We start from the raw sequence: 17,908 nt of genomic DNA on the forward strand, positions 1-17,908 counted from the left end.
CGCGCCCGGGACGCCCGACCGGCCCCACCGCCTGGAGCCCTGACACGGCGAACGGGCCCCGGCACCGTGTTCCGGTGCCGGGACCCGTTCGACTGCCTGACCTGCCGTGCTGCTCTGGACCTGCCGTGCTGCTCTGGACCTGCCGTACTCCGTACTACCAGAGGGAGGCGTAGACCCCCGCGGAGTTCGGGTTCTCGTTCGGGCTGACCAGGGACGAGTGGACGTTCCCGGCCCGGGAATCGTTGAAGTACGTCTCATAGGCCAGGACGTCGGCGTTCGCCCGGAGGGTCTCGTACATCTTCTGGATGTAGACCGGGTTGTCCCCGCCGGCCTGCCCGGCCCGGCCCGCCTCGGTGTCCGACCGCCCGACCAGACCCCACTCGGGCACGGAGAACTGCTTGCCGTGATCACGCGCGAACCTGATCGCCGAGCACAGGCCGATCGGCTTGTTGCACTGCTTGTCGAACTCGGCCGGGCTGGTGCTGGCGGGCCACTGGTCATAGGTGTCGATGCCGATGATGTCCACGTACTCGTCGCCCGGGTAGGCCTCCCACGGGCTGCTGCTGTGCGCGTTCATCGCCCAGTCGAACCGGGCCTGCGGGTCCGTGGACCGAACCGCGGACACCACCTGGCGGAAGCAGCTCGCGTACGCGCTGGGATTGCCGCGCACCGACCACTCGAACCAGTTCCCGTTGAACTCCCAGGCCAGACGGACGATCGTCGCCGGTCGGCCCTTGCTGACCAGCCAGCGACCGAACTCGGCCCAGTGGCTGTTGTAGGCACCGGACGCGCACGCCGCCAGGCTTCCCTGGCCGGTCGGATAGAACGGCTGGGAGATGACCCAGGTGCCCGGGAAGGTGGAGAACTTCTCCGGGCTGCCGCCCACCCACGGGTGGGTGATGGTCTCCCAGCTGCCGCGGTCGGAGAAGGTCAGGACGACGTTCACCGGCGAGCCGCGCAGCGCTTCCCAGCTGCGCACCGTCGCCATCGAGTTCGCGTAGACGCCGCTCATGCCGCCCGGGACGCGCCCGCCGCCGCCGCCGGCGGGCCGGTCGCTGCCGGCCGCGCCGAGCGCCGTGCGCGGCGCGGGTGGTGGTGGTGGCGCGGCGGTGGCGGTTGGCGGCGGCGCCTGTGCCGTGGCCGTCGCCGGAACGGGGGAGGGGCTCAGGCTCACAACCGGTGAGGGCGATGCGTCCGGACCGCCGGTCGACGTGGTTCCCGGCGGGGTCCTGCGCAGGTCACTGGGATCGATGGCCGAGGCCTCGACCACGGCCGACGAGTCGCCGTCACTGCCTTCCGGCGCCAGCGTCCAACCGACGGCGACTGCGACAAAAGCCATAACACTGAGTGACGCGATCCAGGCGGGGCTATGGGCGGAACGGCGCCGCCTGCGCGCGTCGTTGCGCGAATTCGGAGAGCTGGGCTGGCCCTCCGCACGATGTCTCACCGCGGACATCCCTCCGTGCCCGGCATCTGACGTGCCGGACGGTGTCGTTGTGGACCCCCCGGTCCCACCCGCTGACTCCTGAGCGGACGACCCTCCACAGCCTTGGCTGGAGAAACTCGTTCTGGCCACCCTGACGTGACTAGACAGATGTGACGGGAGCCTACACGGAGGTGGATGGCCAGGTCGGTGGGGGGAGGGATCCCTTACGGACTGTGGTGCTGCGTGTCCGATGGTTGTTTCGGGCCGCACCTTGTCGTCTGGACGACAAGGTGCGGTGATATTCGCGTCATACCGCCCCTCTTGACGAGGAGCAGTCACCTGCCGTCACGCATTACGCGTGCATGGTTACTCGGAGTCATTCACTCTTCGGGGTCGTGCGCCCTCACCCGGGGTGTCCTGGTCACTCCCCGCGTAGGGGGTGGGCGGGGCGGCGGGCTGCGACTGGTCGGTGGAGTCCGGGCCCGGGTGCCAGGCGGGGTGTTCACGCCGGGCCCAGGGCAGCGGAACCAGGCCGGTGCGCATGCCAAGCCGGGCGACCGGGTCGCGTGAGGCCATCCACAGATGGCCGCAGACTCCGAGGAACAGGCCAAGGGCCAGCAGGTCGTGGACGAACGTGGCGCCGGTGCGGTAGCTGACCGGAAACGGACCGCCGAACTCCATGAGTGCCCCGGTCCCGAGCATGACCAGGACGGAGCCCGCGACGAACGCCGCATACAGCTTCTGGCCGGCGTTGAACTTCCCGACCGCAGTGGTGTCCCGACGGCGCGGCCGGGTCCGCAGCCAGGCCCAGTCGGTGGTGGTGAACCGGTCGAGCTCGGCGAGGTCACGCCGGTAGGCCGCGGACACCGCCGCGGCCAGCATCGGAACCGGAAGGGCGAGCCCCGTGTACAGGTGCACCGTTGCCACCAGCGGCCGCCGGCCCACCAGGGTCGCCAGTGGTCCGAGGTAGAGCACGGCGGCCGTGGCCAGGCAGACGGCCGTCAACGCGGCCGTGCACCAGTGCGCCCACCGCGACGCCAGCCCGAACCGCTCGACGACCCGCGGCGCCGGCTGGAACGGGCCGGCGGCCGGAGGATCAGACAGGCTCATCGTCCCGGCCGTTCGACCGGCCGATCCAGCCGTCGACGTCGTAGCCCTCCCGCTCCCAGAAACCGGGGGCGACGGTGGCAACCGCCTCGATCTCGGCGAGCCACTTGAGCGACTTGTAGCCGTACATCGGTGCCACGTAGAGCCGGACCGGCCCGCCGTGATCGTGGGTGATCGGGCCGTCGAGCATGGTGAGCGCGACGAGGACATCCGGCCGGCGGGCCTGCTCGATGGTCAGGCTCTCGTCGTAGACGCCGTCGAAGGAACGGAAGGTCAGCGCCGCCGCACCCGCGCGGAGGCCGGCCGCCTCCAGCACCGCCGCGAGGCGCACGCCCGTCCAGCGGACGTCGGCCACCCGCCACCCGGTCACGCACTGGAAGTCGCGGACGAGTTCGGTCTGCGGCATCCGGGCGAGATCGCCCATGGTCAGGTCGAGGGGGCGGTCGACCAGCCCGTGAACGCGGAGCACGTAGTCCGCGGGTGTCCGCGTCGGGACGTGGCCGACCACCGAGTAGTAGCGGAACCCGCCGGAGGGGAGCAGGCCGGTCAGCCCGGTCGGGTCGTTCTCCCGCAGCGGTGCGACGAACCGTTCGGTGCTGCGCTGCAGGTCCGCACCGACGACGACGCCGAGTGCCCCGAGCCCGAGCATGGCAAAGACCACCCGTCGCCCCACCGGAGCCCCCTTGGTCACCGCCCCCACGGTAGACGTCGGAAACGGCGAAACCATCCGTCGGGGCGCGTATCCGTTACTACTCGCTCTGACGTGTCGCTCTGACGTATCGCTCTGACGTGTCGCCCGGAGGTGGTCCCGTTGGTGTGCGGTCGGTGCGACGGGCGGCTAACGGCCTGCCGGGGCGCACCGTTCGAACCGCAGTCGCAGACCCTCGGGTGTCGCGACCGCGTCGGCGAGGCGGGTCCCGCGGGGGAAGGCCGGCAGGATGACCACCGGCTCGGCGAAGACCGCGGTGTCCGCAGGTGTCATCAGCTCCCCGGGCAGGCGCTGGTTCCCCAGGACGATCTCGTCGGGCAGCAGCGCGAGCCGGCCGTCCCGCACCAGGGGGATTCCGATGATCCGGATCGGCAACGACCGGTTCCCGAGACCGATCTCGGTCCCGATGGACAGTCGGTCACCGCCGCCGTAGGTGATCTCCGTCCACCGGGCCCCGGGCGAGGGCGCTGTGTCCGAACCGGTCCCGAAGACCGGGCCGCAGGAGTCTCCGAACACTCCCGCATAGCCTCCGAACAGCGACATCAGCGCGTAGGCGGGGTCGTCCCAGGTGTTGCCCAGTGCGTCGCAGCCGCGCCGGAGCCGGCACAGCTCGCCGTAGGACGCGGTGGCGCTGACGTCCAGCGGCGCCTGCCGCCCGGTCGCCGCGTGCAGCAGCGAGGGGAAGCCCGGCGGACGGACCCGCAGGGTTGTGCGCAGCGTTCCGAGCGGTCCGCTCCCCGGGCGGCTTGTGCGGGTGGCGGTGCGGGTGGCGGCGAGGCTGGCGGCAAGCCGGTCCACCGCGGTGCCGGCGAGTGCGCCGCCGATCACGGCGAGCACCGCGGCCGGTGACCTGTGGGCAGCCGGCCGTTCCGCCGTCCACCGACGGGTGGCCGCCCTGAGCCGGCCGACCGGTCCGCGGGGGGTGCCCGGGTCACGGCCGACCTCCGGTGCGGGAAGGACAGCGGACGGGCGCGGTGGCCTGCTGGCTGGCGGCGGCATGGCAGCTCCTCGAGGTTCCGTGGCGGCAGCCAGGCGCTCGCGTCCGTCTGATCGCGTCCACCCCGGCGGTACCGGCGGCGGCCACCACTGCTGACCGCATGCCATTCACCTGTGAGCTGGATGCGAGACGACGGTGAGCTACCTGTGCACCCCTGGTACGTCGCGGAACCGTGCGAAACCTCACGCCGACAGGTGCTCCCCCGGGCATCCTCCGCCCGGCATCCCCCGAACGGGACACCGGCGGCGTGGTGGGCGCATCGGCGCCCGGAGGTCAGCGGCAGTCGACGATGCAGGTGGGCACCGGCACAGGCGGCAGCCTCAGGTCCAGAACGGGCTCCTGGCCGTCGCGCGGGCGGGTGGGCCGAGTCTGCGGGCGTGTCCCGCCCGGCCACCCGTCCCTCGATCCGGTCGTGCCGGGTCCGCTGCCACCCGAGCCGCCGCCGGCCGTCCCGGTGACGCCGAGGGCTGCGGTGCCGCTGGTCTCGGCGGCGGTGGACGGCCGCGGGGTGGTGCGCTTGCTGCCGGGCTCGGCGCTGGAGGTCGGGGTGACGCCCCCGCCGGCCGCCGGGGTGGACGGTGCGGCGGACGGGCGGCAGTCCGCCCCGGCTCCGCCGCCGCCGGGCCCGCAGACCTCGGCGACCGGCGATGCCCCGTCGGAGCCCTTCTGCCCGAGCAGAACCGCTACCAGCAACGCGATCACGGCCAGAGCGCCGAGTGCGAGCTGAACTCTGGGGACTGGTCGCGCGGAGCCGCGATGTGTGCTCAATCCGCTCCGTCCGTTCCGTGCGTGGCGGGCCTGAGCGCCGGCTGTTCCCGGTTTTCACACCGGGAACCCGACCGACTTACCACGGACACTACGGACATCGGGCAACGGTTACGACACCAGCCCCGGCGACCCTCGGTCTCCGTCGCGCCTGCCGCCGGGCCTCTCCGTGGAGGCGCCGGGCGGGGTGCGGGGATCGGGAGCGGTTCCAGCCCGGAGCGCGGTCAGCCGACGGGCACGGTGGCTGCCTGTTCCGGCCGGTTCGCCTCCCTGCGGGCCGCCCGGCGGGCCTCGGCAGCCTGCTGCTTCTCCTCCTGGCGGGTGGCGAGTGCGTCGAGCCCCGCCACGAACGAGATGATCTCCCCCTGGGCCCGGGCGGCCTCGTCGGCCAGCCCTTCCAGCTCGGCGATCTTCCAGTGCCGGAGGACGGGGGCGACGACGTCGTCATGGTGGGTGCGCAGGTTGTAGATGCCGGCCTGCGCGATGTAACGCGCCTTGCGGCCGAAGTCGCGGATGCCGGTGCCGGGCATCTCGAACTTGACCAGCTCGTCCCGGATGACCGGGACCATCCGGTCCGGAGCCAGTTCCAGCGCCGCCGCGACCAGGTTCCGGTAGAAGATCATGTGCAGGTTCTCGTCGGCGGCCACCCGGGCGAGCAGCTTCTCGGCGAACGGCTCGCCGGTGAAGCGGCCGGTGTTGCGGTGGCTGATCCGGGTCGCCAGCTCCTGGAACGACACGTAGGCCATCGCCTCGAGCGGTGTCTTCGCCCCGGAGTCGTAGCCGCGCTGCATCTGGAGCATCCGGTCACGTTCGAGTGTCACCGGGTCGACCGAGCGGGTGACCAGTAGGTAGTCGCGCATCGCCATCGCGTGGCGGCCCTCCTCGGCGGTCCACCGGCCGACCCAGGTGCCCCATGCGCCGTCGCGGCCGAAGGCGACGGCGATCTCACGGTGGTAGCTGGGCAGGTTGTCCTCGGTGAGCAGGTTGACCTCGAAGGCCATCTGGGCGACTTCGGACAGCGCGGACTGCTCCGGTTCCCAGGGCGTCGCGTCGAAGTCGCGCCCCTGGCTCCACGGGACGTACTCGTGCGGCATCCACTCCGCGGCAATGCTGAGGTGCCGGTTCACGTTCGCCTCGGCGACGGGTTCAAGCTCGCGCAACAGGTCGATGTCCGTAGGTGATCCCATGGGTGAACTCTTGCATCGCACCCTGATCGGTGGCCATGGCCGTGCGGTGTGGAATCCGAAGACAAGACTGTTCCGAGAGAACAGTTCTGCTCCAGATCGTCCGCTCGGTCAGGGAACATCCCAGCGCTCCGGGACAACTCCCGCGGCCGGGGTGCGCTTCAGCCGGCCACCGCGGGCCAGGCGGCGACGCGAGGGGCGCACAGCCCCCGCGGCGCCTCCGGCGGGCCGGGCGCCTCCGGCGGGAGCCCGGCGCGCAGGTCACGCAGCGCTCCCAGGACCGCCGCCGGGCCGGCGGCGCGGTCGACGACCAGCCACGGGGCCACCCAGCCGGACCGCGCGAGCGTCCGGTACACCTCGGCACAGCGCTCCTGCAGGCCATCGTCGCTTTCGAAGGTGTCCAGCGCGCGGGACGTGTCGGCCGCGGCCCGGGTACGCGCGCCGGCCCGCGCCGTCTCCACCGGGACGTCCAGGAGAACCTGCAGGTCCGGCCGGGGCAGCCGCAGGTCGGCGAGCTCCAGCTCGGCGATCCAGGACAGGAACCCGGCCCGCTCGTCGGGGGGGAGCCTGGCCGCTCCGTACGCGGCGTTCGAGGCCAGGTACCGGTCGACGATGAGGATGTCGTGCCCGGCGGCGTGCGCGGCCAGCTCGGGCAGCGCGTTCGTCCGGTCGAGTGCGAACAGCAGCGCGGTGGCGCGGGCCGAGCCGGCCAGCCCGGCGAGCCGCTCGTCTCCGTCGAGCATCGCGCGGACGGCGGTACCCAGTGGCCCGGACGCATAGCGGGGGAACGAGAACGTGCCCACCGATCGGCCCTGGGCGGTGAGCTCCTGGACGAGGCGCGACGTCAGGGTGTGCTTTCCGGCGCCGTCGACGCCTTCGATGGCCACGAGCGTCGCGCTGTGCTGCTGTCGGTTGTTTCTGGCGGCGGCTGACACGGCAGCAGCCTAGTGCCGGGCACCGCGCTCAGTGGAGGGGAGGGAATCCCGGGCACGCGAGGTGGTGACGGCTGTCGTCTCGCGGCCCGGCTCGCCAAGGCGGTAGATCCGCCGGGCGTTGCCGGCGCCGATGAGGTCGGCGACCCGGGCGGCGTCGGTCTCCGTCCAGTCGCCTTCCGCGATGCCCTCGCTGAGCACGGCGGACAGAGCGCGCCGGAACAGCAGCGCGCCGAGCAGGTACAGCTCGCCGAGCCCGAACGCGTCGGACGAGAAGAGGAACCTGCTGAACGGGACCAGTTCCAGCGCCTCGCCGAGTACCGCCGTGGCCCGGCGGCCGACGTTCTGCACCGCCAGCCCGACATCCATGTGCACGGTGGGAAGGAGCTGCGCGAGGTAACCGGCCTCGCGGTGGTAGGGGTAGCAGTGCAGGAGCAGGATGGGCACGCCGGTCGGCGCCAGGGTGCGCAGCAGGCCGGTGAGCAGCAGCGGATTGCACCGCTGGAGGTCGAGGTCCGCGTCGCCGTAGCCGACGTGGATCTGGATGGGCAGGCCGGCGTCCGCGCCGGTCCAGATGAGAAAGGCGTGCAGCAGTGGGCTGGCCAGCCGGATGGGTGCGCCGCGGCGGATCATGGCGAGCCATTCGCGGGCCGCGGCGGTGACCTCGCGGTCGGTCGGCCGGGTGGCGGGCAGCGCGAGGCCGACGCGATAGGCGGCGACGGACTTGAGGCCCACGGTCGTCGGGCCCGCCCCGGCCAGCCGCTCGCGGACGGTGTCCGCGAAGTGGGTGACCCCGAGCTGGCCGGTCACGATGTCGACGGCGAGGGACTCGGCGAGCCGTTCGAGGCGCAGGATGTCGTGGCCCGTCCCGCCGCAGGTGGTGCCGAGTTCGCTCGCGGACATGAGCGGTTCGGGCAGATAGCCGGCGTCGACGCAGAACGCGCTGATGCCGGCCGCGCTCAGGAACCGTCGGTTGGCCTCGTCGACGCCGAGCTCCCGGCGACGGGCCAGGTACTCCTCGGGTCCGCTCAGCGGTGGCAGGTCGAGGACGGGAGCGCACCAGCGCCGCACCGCGAACCCGATGTTGCTGTCGAACAGGGTCGTCCCCGCAGGTGTCGGTGCGTCGGACTCGGTGAGCATCCGCTCGAAGCCCGCCCGGTCGAGGTCGCGGGTGAGCAGCCCGTGGCAGTGATGGTCCACGAGGCGGAGGCTCTCCACACAGGGCAGCACCACATGATCGTGCCCGCTCCACGGCGTCGGCATGCCTGCCGTCGCACCACCATCACTTTCTGCGACTGGAGTTGGGCGTCTGCCGTGCGCCGTGCCACGCATCCGGTCTGTGGATAACTTGTGGATGGTGGGGGAATTCCTGGGGACAACGGTCGCCAGGGTCCCGGTATGACCCTGCTGACAGCGGCTTTGTGGCACATCCCCCTGTGGACGAACATGCCGTGCTCCTGGGCGGGGCGCGCGGAAGGGCGGTGTTCCGAGTTCCGGCGCCGGCAGCGGGGAATCCCGCCGGCCCGGCTTTCTGTGACAGGCAGGTGACGGAAGGTGCTGCCATGATCGAAGGCATGCTGACCGAGGACGCCGGGACGGAAGGGGTGGTCGAGGCGGTCGGGGCGGTCGGCGCCGTGGCCGGACTGGCGGCGCGCGGCGTCGTCGCGGTCGCCCTCACCTGGGTCGACAACGCCGGGCTGACCCGGGTGAAAGGCGTGCCACTGGGACGTCTGTCCCGCGCGGTGACCCACGGGGTCGGCGCCTCGCCCTCGTTCGACACGTTCCTGGTCGACGACAGCTCGATCGTCGCCCGGTACGCGGGCGGGCCCGTCGGGGACCTGCGCCTGCGGCCCGACCTGAGCCGCCTCACCCAACTGCGCGCCCAGCCGGGCTGGGCGTGGGCCCCGGCCGACCGCTACGCGCTCACCGGTCACCCGCATCCCCAGGACGCCCGTGCCTTCGCCCGTGCCCAGGCCGAGGGGCTGAGGCGCCGCGGCCTGCACGCCCTCGCCGGGTTCGAGATCGAGTGGATGGTGTCGCCGGCCGGGAGCGACGACTTCACCGCGGCCTGCTCCGGTCCCGCGTACGGGATGGTCAGGGTCGTCGAGCTGTCCGACTACCTGCGTGACCTGGTGGAGGCGCTGACGGCACAGGGAATCGAGCTGCTGCAGATCCATCCCGAGTACGCGGCCGGGCAGTTCGAGGTGTCGGTCGCGCCGGAGGACCCGGTCGCCGCGGCGGACACGTCCGTCCTGGTCCGGCAGACGGTGCGCGGTGTCGCGGCGCGGCACGGGCTGCGGGTCTCGTTCGCGCCCCAGGCCCTCGCCGGCAGCGTGGGCAACGGCGGCCACCTGCACCTCAGCCTGCACGGCGGCGTGAGCCTGCCCAACGGCGTGCCCAACGGCGTGCCCAACGGCGGGCCCGGCGGCGGGCCCGGCGGCGGGCCGCTGATGGCGGGCGGGTCGGGGCTGTTCGGCCTGACGGCCGCTGGAGAGGCCTTCGTCGCCGGTGTGCTGCGGCATCTCCCGGCGCTGATGGCGCTCGGCGCGCCGAGCGTCACCTCCTACCTGCGGCTCGTGCCCTCGAACTGGGCGGGGGCCTACGCCTGCTGGGGGCTCGAGAACCGGGAGGCGGCGATCCGGATGATCACAGGGGCGGCGGGCGAGCCGGGTGGGGCGAACATCGAGGTGAAGTGCTTCGATCTCGCCGCCAATCCGTACCTGCTGATCGGCGGGGTGCTCGCCGCCGGTATCGACGGCCTCGCCGCGGCGGCGACGCTGCCGGAGCCGTTCGACGGTGATCCGGCCTCCTGCGCCGGTGTGGAGCTGGCCCGCCTGGGCGTCCGCCGTCTTCCGACCGACCTCGGGGAGGCCGTGGCCGCCTTCGGGGCCGACGAGGTACTGCGCACCGCCCTCGGCGTCGAACTGCACGACACGATCGGCGCGGTACGCCGGGGCGAGATCGAGCTGTTCGCCGGACTGGACCCGAGCGCGGTCGTCGACCGGGTCCGGTGGCGTTACTGACCGAGGCGTTACTGGCCGGAGTGCTAACGGCCGGGTACGGAGCGCCGTGCGGACGCGGCACCGTCGTTGTTGTTGGGTTGTGGCGTCTTCGTGCTTGCGCGGGGTAACACACCGGGACCGGGGGTGGCGGCATCCCGGGCACTGCAACGCAATATGTGTCACCAATCTTGGCGCACGGCGACGAAACCGTCGAAACTTGGCGGACTCCCTGGTCCGTGCGGGACGTTCCGGGGCCACTGGTGTGAGGAGCTGCGCGTGCGCAAGGTGCTTGTGGCAAACCGCAGTGAGATCGCGGTCCGGGTTTTCCGGGCCGCGCAGGAGCTGGGGCTGCGCACGGTCGCGGTCTACACCCCCGAGGACGTGTCCGCGCTGCACCGGACGAAGGCGTCCGAGGCCTACGAACTGTGCGAGCCGGGGCATCCGGTGCGCGGCTATCTCGACATCGAGGCGCTGCTGCGGGTCGCGAAGATCGCGGATGCGGACACACTGCATCCGGGGTACGGCTTCCTGTCGGAGTCGGCGGTGCTGGCGGAGGCATGCGCGGCGGCTGGCGTGACGTTCGTCGGCCCACCGCCTGCTGTTCTCCGGCTCACCGGGGACAAGGTCGCGGCGCGTAACGCGGCGATCGCGGCGGGGTTGCCGGTGCTGCGGGCGTCCGACCCGCTGCCGGACGGCGAGGGGTTCGTCGAGGCGGCCGCGGAGGTCGGGTTCCCCCTGTTCGTCAAGGCGTCCGGCGGCGGCGGCGGGCGCGGGCTGCGTCGGGTGCTGCGCCCGGAGGACCTGGCGGACGCCGTCGCGAGCGCGTCGCGCGAGGCGGCGGCGGCGTTCGGCGACGGCACGGTGTTCCTGGAGCAGGCGGTGGACCGGCCGCGGCACGTCGAGGTGCAGGTCCTGGCCGATTCCTACGGCAACGTGATCCACCTGTTCGAGCGGGACTGCTCGGTGCAGCGCCGCCACCAGAAGGTCGTCGAGATCGCACCCGCCCCCGCCCTGGAGGAGAGCGTCCGCGACGCGCTGTGTGACGCGGCGGTGCGGTTCGCCCGCCATGTCGGGTATGTCAACGCCGGCACCGTCGAGTTCCTCGTCGGCCCGGACGGGGCGTTCACCTTCATGGAGATGAACCCGCGTATCCAGGTGGAGCACACGGTGACCGAGGAGGTCACCGGCGTCGACATCGTCGGCGCGCAGTTGCGGATCGCCGCCGGCGAGAGCCTTGACGACCTGAACCTCACCCAGGACGCAGTCTCCCTGCGGGGCACCGCGATCCAGTGCCGGGTGACAACCGAGGACCCGTCGGACGGCTTCCGCCCAGACACCGGGACGATCACCTTCTACCAGTCGCCCGGCGGGCCGGGCGTGCGGCTGGACGGCGCGACGTACCCCGGCGCGGAGGTCAGCCCCTACTTCGACTCGCTGCTGGTCAAGCTGACCGCGCGCGGCGCCACCCTGGAGAAGGCGTCGCGGCGGGCCCGCCGCGCGCTCAAGGAGTTCCGGGTGCGCGGGGTGCGCACCAACATCGAGTTCCTGACGAAGCTGCTGGCCGACCCGGCCTTCCTCGCCGGCGGGGTGACGACCTCCTTCATCGACGAGCGCCCCGGCCTGCTGAGCGCCGTCGACGACGGGGATCCGACCAGCCGCATGCTGGCCCGCCTCGCCGAGAGCACCGTCAACGGGCACACCCGCCCCACCGGGGTCGCCCTGACCGAGCCGCGCACCATGCTCCCGCCGCTGAACCTGGCCGGCACCGCACCGGCCGCCGGCTCGCGCCAGCTGCTCACCGAGCTCGGCCCGGCGGGCTGGGCCGCCGACCTGCGGGGGCGTACCGCCCTGGCGGTCACCGACACCACCCTGCGTGACGCCCACCAGTCGCTGCTGGCGACCCGGCTGCGCAGCTTCGACATCCTCGCCGCGGCGCCGGCGTTCGCCGCGCTCACCCCGAACCTGCTCAGCCTCGAGTGCTGGGGCGGCGCGACCTACGACGTGGCGCTGCGGTTCCTCGCCGAGGACCCGTGGGAGCGCCTCGCCGCGATCCGCGCGGCCGTGCCGAACATCTGCCTGCAGATGCTGCTGCGCGGCCGCAACGCCGTCGGCTACACCCCCTACCCGGACGACGTCGTGCGCGCGTTCGTCGCCGAGGCGGCGGCGAACGGCCTGGACATCTTCCGGATCTTCGACGCGCTCAACGACATGGAGCAGATGCGCCCCGCGATCCAGGCGGTCCTGGAGACCGGGACGGCGATCGCCGAGGGCACCCTGTGCTACACCGGCGACCTCACCGACCCCGGCGAGCAGATCTACACCCTCGACTACTACCTGCGCCTCGCGGACCAGCTCGTCGACGCCGGCGTCCACGTGCTGGCCATCAAGGACATGGCCGGCCTGCTGCGCCCGGCCGCCGCGAGCCGGCTGGTCACCGCGCTGCGGGAGCGCTTCGACCTGCCTGTCCACCTGCACACCCACGACACCGCCGGGGGCCAGCTCGCCACCCTCATCGCCGCGAACGCCGCCGGGGTCGACGCCGTCGACGCCGCCGCCGCGCCGATGTCGGGGGGGACCAGCCAGCCGAACCTGTCCGCCCTCGTCGCCGCCACCGACCACACCGAGCGCGCCACCGGCATCGGACTGGCAGCCCTGTCGTCGATGGAGGCGTACTGGGAGGCGGTCCGCGACCTCTACTCGCCGTTCGAGGCCGGGCTGCGCGCCCCCACCGGGGCCGTCTACCGGCACGAGATCCCCGGCGGTCAGCTCACCAACCTGCGCCAGCAGGCCATCTCCCTCGGCCTCGGCGACCGCTGGACCCAGGTCACCGAGTGCTACGCGGTCGCCAACGACCTGCTCGGCAAGCCGATCAAGGTCACGCCCACCAGCAAGGTCGTCGGCGACCTCGCGCTGTTCATCGCCGGCGGTTCGGTGGACGTCGACCGGCTGCGCGACCATCCCGAGGAGTACGACCTGCCCGCCAGCGTGCTGGGCTACCTCGCGGGGGAACTGGGCACACCGCCCGCCGGCTTCGCCGAGCCGTTCCGGGAGCGGGCGCTGGCCGGGCGCCGCCCCGAGCCCCCGGCGGCCACCCTCGCCCCCGACGACGCCGCCGCCCTCGCCGCACCGGGCGCCGACCGCCGCGCGGCCCTGTCCCGGCTGCTGTTCCCCGGCCCCTGGAAGGACTACCAGCAGGCGGTCGCCACCTACGGCAACTCGTCGGTGATCCCCACCGAGGCGTTCCTGTTCGGCCTGCAGCCCGGACGTCCCGTCAGCGTCTTCCTCGAACCGGGCGTCGAGATCATCGTCACCCTGGAGACCATCGGCGAGGCCGACGACGCCGGCATGCGCACCCTCTACCTGCGCGTCAACGGCCAGCCGCGGCCGGTGCGGGTCCGCGACACCTCCATCAGGGCGACGACCACCGCCGCCCGCCGGGCCGACCCCACCGACCCGGCGCAGGTCGGCGCCGGCCTGCCCGGCATCGTCACCCTCGCGGTCGCCGTCGGCGACACCATCGAGAAGGGCCAGAAGCTGGCCGTGATCGAGGCGATGAAGATGGAGGCGGCGGTCACCAGCCCCGCCGCCGGGACGGTCGCCGAGATCGTGCGCGCGAACGGCGAGTCGGTGGAGGTCGGCGACCTGCTCCTCATCCTGCGCCCCTGACCGTGGAGCGCCCCTGACCGTGGACGGCGGCTGCCGGCCAGGCTGACAGCTGGTCAGCCTGGCCGGCAGCCGCCCCCGGGCTCAGCGGCCGGCAGTGTGCCTGACACCGGTCTCCCGGCCGTACCGGCCCAGCCGGGACGGGTGGAACACCCAGGCGCGCAGCAGCAGGAAGCGGACGACGGTCGAGGCGAGGTTCGCCAGGACGAGAACGCTGACCTCCAGCAGGCGACCTGGCTCATCGCTCGCCGCGTGCAGGGCGGCCAGCGAGCCGCTGGTCAGCGCCAGGCCGATCGCGAAGACGAGCAGACCCTGCAGGTGGTGTCGGCCGGCGTCGTCGCGGCCGCTGACCCCGAACGTGAGCCGCCGGTTCGCGGCGGTGTTCGCCACCGCGGTCACCAGCAGTGCGATGAGGTTCGCCGCCTGCGCACCGGCCACCCCGCGGAGCAGGACGAACAGCACCAGGTAGGCCAGCGTGCTGGCGACGCCCACCCCGGCGAAGCGCAGCAGCTGCCCGGTCAGCCCCGCGGGCACTCCGGGAACCGCGGGCGCGGGCGCCGCCGCCCCGTTGCCGTTCGCGTTCCCGTTCCCGTTCACAGCCCTGTCCCCACTGCCCATCCCCTCGTTCAGGCTGGTGCCGGGCAGGGGGGCACGGCCGAACTCGCGGCGCAGCTGGGTGAGGGGCAGCGCGCCCGTGCCGAGCGCGCGGGCGAGGCGCGCGACGCCCCTGAGATCGGCCATCGCGGTCGCGAGAACGTCGACCCTGCTGTCGGGGTCGTCGATCCAGTCCACCGGCACCTCGTGGATGCGCAGGCCGCTGCGCTGGGCGATGACCAGCATCTCGGTGTCGAAGAACCATTCGCCGTCCTGCACGAGTGGCAGCAGGCTGGCGGCGACATCCGCCCGGATGGCCTTGAAACCGCACTGCGCGTCGGTGAACCGGACGGCCAGCGTGCCGCGCAGCAGCAGGTTGTAACAGCGGGAGATCACCTCGCGTCGGGGGCCCCGCACGACCCGGGAGGAGCGGGACAGCCGGGTCCCGATGGCCAGATCCGAATGCCCGGAGATCAGCGGCGCGACCAGGGGAAGCAACGCGGCCAGGTCGGTCGAGAGATCGACGTCCATATAGGCCAGGACGGGTGCGGTCGAGACGCCCCAGGCCGCGCGCAGCGCCCGGCCGCGGCCTTTGGCGTCGAGGTGGATGACGGAGACCTCGGGGATCTCCCGCGCCAGCTCCTGGGCGATCGCCAGCGTCGTGTCGGTGCTGGCATTGTCGGCGACGGTGATCTGGAAAGGGTAGGGAAAGGTGGTCCGCAGATGGGCGTGCAGTCTGCGGATACACGGTGCCAGGTCTTTTTCCTCGTTGTACACCGGAATGACGACATCGAGCACCGGGTCATCCATGAAGGTCTGTTCGTTCCGGGGCCTGGACAGCAGGTCGGTGGTGGTCGTCGACACGATGCTCCTCACCGGGTGCGTGGTGCGTGGTGCGTACGGGAGTCTGGCCGTTCCCGCCGGTCGTCCCGGGTTTTCGCGCAACCCGGTTCCGGCTTCGCCGGCCGGTTCCGGACAGTCGGGTGGGAATGCGTGGCCGTGGTGGCCGGGCTGCCCCTGTGGACCGCCCGGCCGCCGCCGGGACCGTGTGCGGAGCGCGTCGACTCAGGTGTTCGAGGCGCCCGACGACGTTTCTGTCGAGGCCGTGGACGTCGATGCGGTCAGGTCGTACAGGGTGACGTTGTCGACAGTGATCGCGGTGAAGTTCTCCTGGACCCAGGCGGCGATTTCTCCGGACGCGGAGCTTCCGCCGTTCTGCCCGCCGAAACCGCCGCCACCGATGAAGTAGTGGATGCGTCCGTCCGTCACGTACTGCTGGAACTGTTCCAAAGTCGGGGACGGGTCGCTGCCGTTGAAGCCGCCGATCGCCATCACCGGATCGCCGGTGGCGAGCTGGTAGCCGGCCGCGTTGTTCGACCCGACGGAGGCCGCCACCCAGGTGTATGACGAGGCGTTCTCCTCGAGCGTCGCGACGATCTCGTCGCCGGGGTCGCCGGCCCCGAGCAGGCCGCCCATGCCGCCGCCACCGCCCATGCCGCCGCCACCCGGCCCGGTGCGACCCGGCGCCGCCATGCCACCCGGCGCCGCCATGCCACCTGGCGCCGTCATGCCACCCGCCTGGCCCGGAACCTGCTGGCCACCTGCACCTGCACCGGCCCCGCCGCCCTGACCAGCGCCGCCGGGGGCGGTGGTGCCGCCTGGGCCGCCGAAGAGCATCGGCCGGCCGCCTCCGCCGCCCGGCCCACCGAAACCGCTACCGCCCGGACCGGCCGACGGGATGGAACCGGTGTGCGGGACAGCCGCCGTCGCCACCGAGTACCCCAGCGGCCCGAGCAGGGCCGCGACCAGCGCCGCGGTCGTCACCACCAGCCGTGCCGGCCGGGGGAGCCAGGCTAGGACGATGAACAGCAGAGCCGCCGCGAAGCCGGCGATCAGCACCGTCCACCTGATCCAGGGGTGCCAGTCGGACGTCCGGTTCAGCAGGATGAAGGACCAGATCGTGGTCAGGAGCACGGCTCCGGCCAGGGTGGCCGTGGCGGCGGGGTGTGCCCGTCGACGCCACAGCGCCGCGCTGCCCATGCCGACGAGCGCGCCGATCGCCGGCGCGAGAGCCACCGTGTAGTAGGGGTGGAAGATCCCCTTCATCTGGCTGAACACGATGCCGGTGACCAGCAGCCAGCCGCCCCAGAGCGCGAACGCGGCCCGGCCCGCATCGGTACGCGGCGCCCGCCGGGTCACCCACAGGCCGGCGACGAGCAGCACCAGGGCGGTCGGGATCAGCCAGGAGACCTGTGTGCCCACCTCGGACCCGAACATCCGGCCCCAGCCGGTGGAGCCCCACATGCCGCCACCGCCACCGGGGCCGCCACCGCCACCGGGGCCACCGCCGGCACCTCCGCCGCCGACGCTCCCGGTCTCGTTGCCGGTCAGCCGCCCGAGCCCGTTGTAGCCCAGCGTGAGCTCGAGGAGGCTGTTGTTCTGCGACCCGCCGATGTACGGGCGGGACGACTCCGGGACGAGCTCGACGACCGCGATGAAGAGCCCGGCCGGGACGACCAGGCCGAGCGTGGCGGCGCCGACCTGCCACAGCCGCCGGGTGAACCGGGTGGGCGCGACGGCCAGGTAGACCAGCGCCAGCACCGGAACGATCAGCAGAGCCTGCAGCATCTTGGTCAGGAACCCGAAGCTGATGAACACCCCGGCCCACACCAGCCAGCGGGTGCTCGCCGTCTCGACGGCCCGCAACGTCGCGTAGGCGGCGGAGACCATCAGCAGGACGAGCAGGGCATCCGGATTGTTGAACCGGAACATCAGGGTGGCGACCGGGGTCAGGGCGAGGACCGCGCCGGCGAGCAGCGCCGCGCCCGCGGGGAACACCCGGCGCACGGTCAGGTAGAGCATCCCGACGGAGGCGACGCCCATCAGCGCCTCCGGGACGAGGATGCTCCAGGAGCTCACCCCGAAGATGCGCGCCGACAGCGCCATCACCCACATCGCCGCCGGGGGCTTGTCGACGGTGATGGAGTTCCCCGCGTCCGACGACGCGTAGAACAACGCCTTCCAGCTCACCGAGCCGGCCTGCGCCGATGCCGAGTAGAAGGCGTTCGCCCAGCCCGAGGCACCCAGATCCCACAGGTAGAGCACGGCCGTCGCCACGAGCAGGCCGAACAGCGCCGGCCGTACCCAGCGGGGGTCCTCCGGCCGCCCGCGGACCAGCCTGGCCAGCCGCCCCCCGTGCCCGGCCAGCCGATCACCGCGCGGGCGTGCACCCGCCGCACCATGCCGCCGCCCCGGCACCGGGCCGTCGAGCTCCCCGGCAGCGGTGGGACTCCGCCGGTCGGGCTGACGGACATCCGGCATGGTGGCCTGGCTGGCCCACAGGTGGGTGGGCTGCTCCGGCCCGGTGTACCGGTCCCCGGCAGGGGCGGGAACGGCGGCGGGCCGGGGCCCGGGCCCCGTCGCGCCCGGGGGACCGGGGTGGCCGGTCGGAGGCGGCTGCGTCGGTGAGGTCGGCATACGGATCAGAGTCGGATCCGGAGCTGTCCCGGTCGTGTGCCCGGCCTGTGCC

General features: G+C 72.7%; 12 protein-coding genes. 2 read left to right on the forward strand and 10 right to left on the reverse strand.

The annotated features are described in order from the left end of the window. Window positions 1-154 precede the first annotated feature (154 nt). From B207_RS0123675 to B207_RS0123710, 8 genes are all read right to left on the reverse strand, one after another. A complete protein-coding gene (locus B207_RS0123675; RefSeq protein ID WP_018639085.1) occupies window positions 155-1,339 on the reverse strand; it encodes a glycoside hydrolase family 26 protein in 1,185 nt (394 codons plus the stop codon). Between the two features lie 453 nt (window positions 1,340-1,792). Continuing rightward, window positions 1,793-2,536 (reverse strand): cytochrome b/b6 domain-containing protein, encoded by a 744-nt coding sequence (locus B207_RS35240; RefSeq protein WP_018639086.1) that lies wholly within the window; start codon window positions 2,534-2,536, stop codon window positions 1,793-1,795. After that, window positions 2,523-3,182, reverse strand: coding sequence for a molybdopterin-dependent oxidoreductase (locus B207_RS0123685; RefSeq protein WP_018639087.1), 660 nt, complete (start codon window positions 3,180-3,182; stop codon window positions 2,523-2,525). Before B207_RS0123685 ends, B207_RS35240 begins: the two co-directional genes overlap by 14 nt. A 189-nt stretch (window positions 3,183-3,371) precedes the next feature. Next, window positions 3,372-4,241, reverse strand: a complete 870-nt coding sequence (locus B207_RS0123690) for a hypothetical protein (protein ID WP_018639088.1) — start codon at window positions 4,239-4,241, stop codon at window positions 3,372-3,374. A gap of 271 nt (window positions 4,242-4,512) precedes the next feature. Further along, complete coding sequence (locus B207_RS0123695; RefSeq protein ID WP_154675582.1) at window positions 4,513-5,007, reverse strand: hypothetical protein; 495 nt, start codon at window positions 5,005-5,007, stop codon at window positions 4,513-4,515. 221 nt (window positions 5,008-5,228) lie between these two features. Then, the gene (locus B207_RS0123700) at window positions 5,229-6,191 is read right to left on the reverse strand and encodes an acyl-ACP desaturase (protein WP_018639090.1); all 963 of its coding nucleotides are present in this window, start codon (window positions 6,189-6,191) and stop codon (window positions 5,229-5,231) included. 158 nt (window positions 6,192-6,349) lie between these two features. Next, the gene (locus B207_RS35245) at window positions 6,350-7,123 is read right to left on the reverse strand and encodes a dTMP kinase (RefSeq protein WP_018639091.1); all 774 of its coding nucleotides are present in this window, start codon (window positions 7,121-7,123) and stop codon (window positions 6,350-6,352) included. A 9-nt stretch (window positions 7,124-7,132) separates the two neighbouring features. Further along, a complete protein-coding gene (locus tag B207_RS0123710) occupies window positions 7,133-8,383 on the reverse strand; it encodes an amidohydrolase family protein (RefSeq protein WP_051102635.1) in 1,251 nt (416 codons plus the stop codon). Between the two features lie 299 nt (window positions 8,384-8,682). Here B207_RS0123710 and B207_RS0123715 point away from each other — a divergent pair, with 299 nt between their 5' ends. Then, the gene (locus B207_RS0123715; protein ID WP_018639095.1) at window positions 8,683-10,143 is read left to right on the forward strand and encodes a type I glutamate--ammonia ligase; all 1,461 of its coding nucleotides are present in this window, start codon (window positions 8,683-8,685) and stop codon (window positions 10,141-10,143) included. Window positions 10,144-10,398: 255 nt separating this feature from the next. Next, window positions 10,399-13,788, forward strand: coding sequence for a pyruvate carboxylase (locus B207_RS0123720; protein ID WP_018639097.1), 3,390 nt, complete (start codon window positions 10,399-10,401; stop codon window positions 13,786-13,788). Between the two features lie 81 nt (window positions 13,789-13,869). Here the strand turns inward: B207_RS0123720 and B207_RS0123725 are convergent, their stop codons facing one another. Both B207_RS0123725 and B207_RS0123730 read right to left on the reverse strand, forming a co-directional pair. Beyond that, the gene (locus tag B207_RS0123725) at window positions 13,870-15,189 is read right to left on the reverse strand and encodes a bifunctional glycosyltransferase family 2/GtrA family protein (RefSeq protein ID WP_051102641.1); all 1,320 of its coding nucleotides are present in this window, start codon (window positions 15,187-15,189) and stop codon (window positions 13,870-13,872) included. A gap of 255 nt (window positions 15,190-15,444) precedes the next feature. Next, window positions 15,445-17,856 (reverse strand): glycosyltransferase family 39 protein, encoded by a 2,412-nt coding sequence (locus B207_RS0123730; protein WP_018639101.1) that lies wholly within the window; start codon window positions 17,854-17,856, stop codon window positions 15,445-15,447. Between the last annotated feature and the right edge of the window lie 52 nt (window positions 17,857-17,908).

Source organism: Parafrankia elaeagni (assembly GCF_000374165.1).
Taxonomy (GTDB): Bacteria; Actinomycetota; Actinomycetes; order Frankiales; family Frankiaceae; genus Parafrankia; species Parafrankia elaeagni.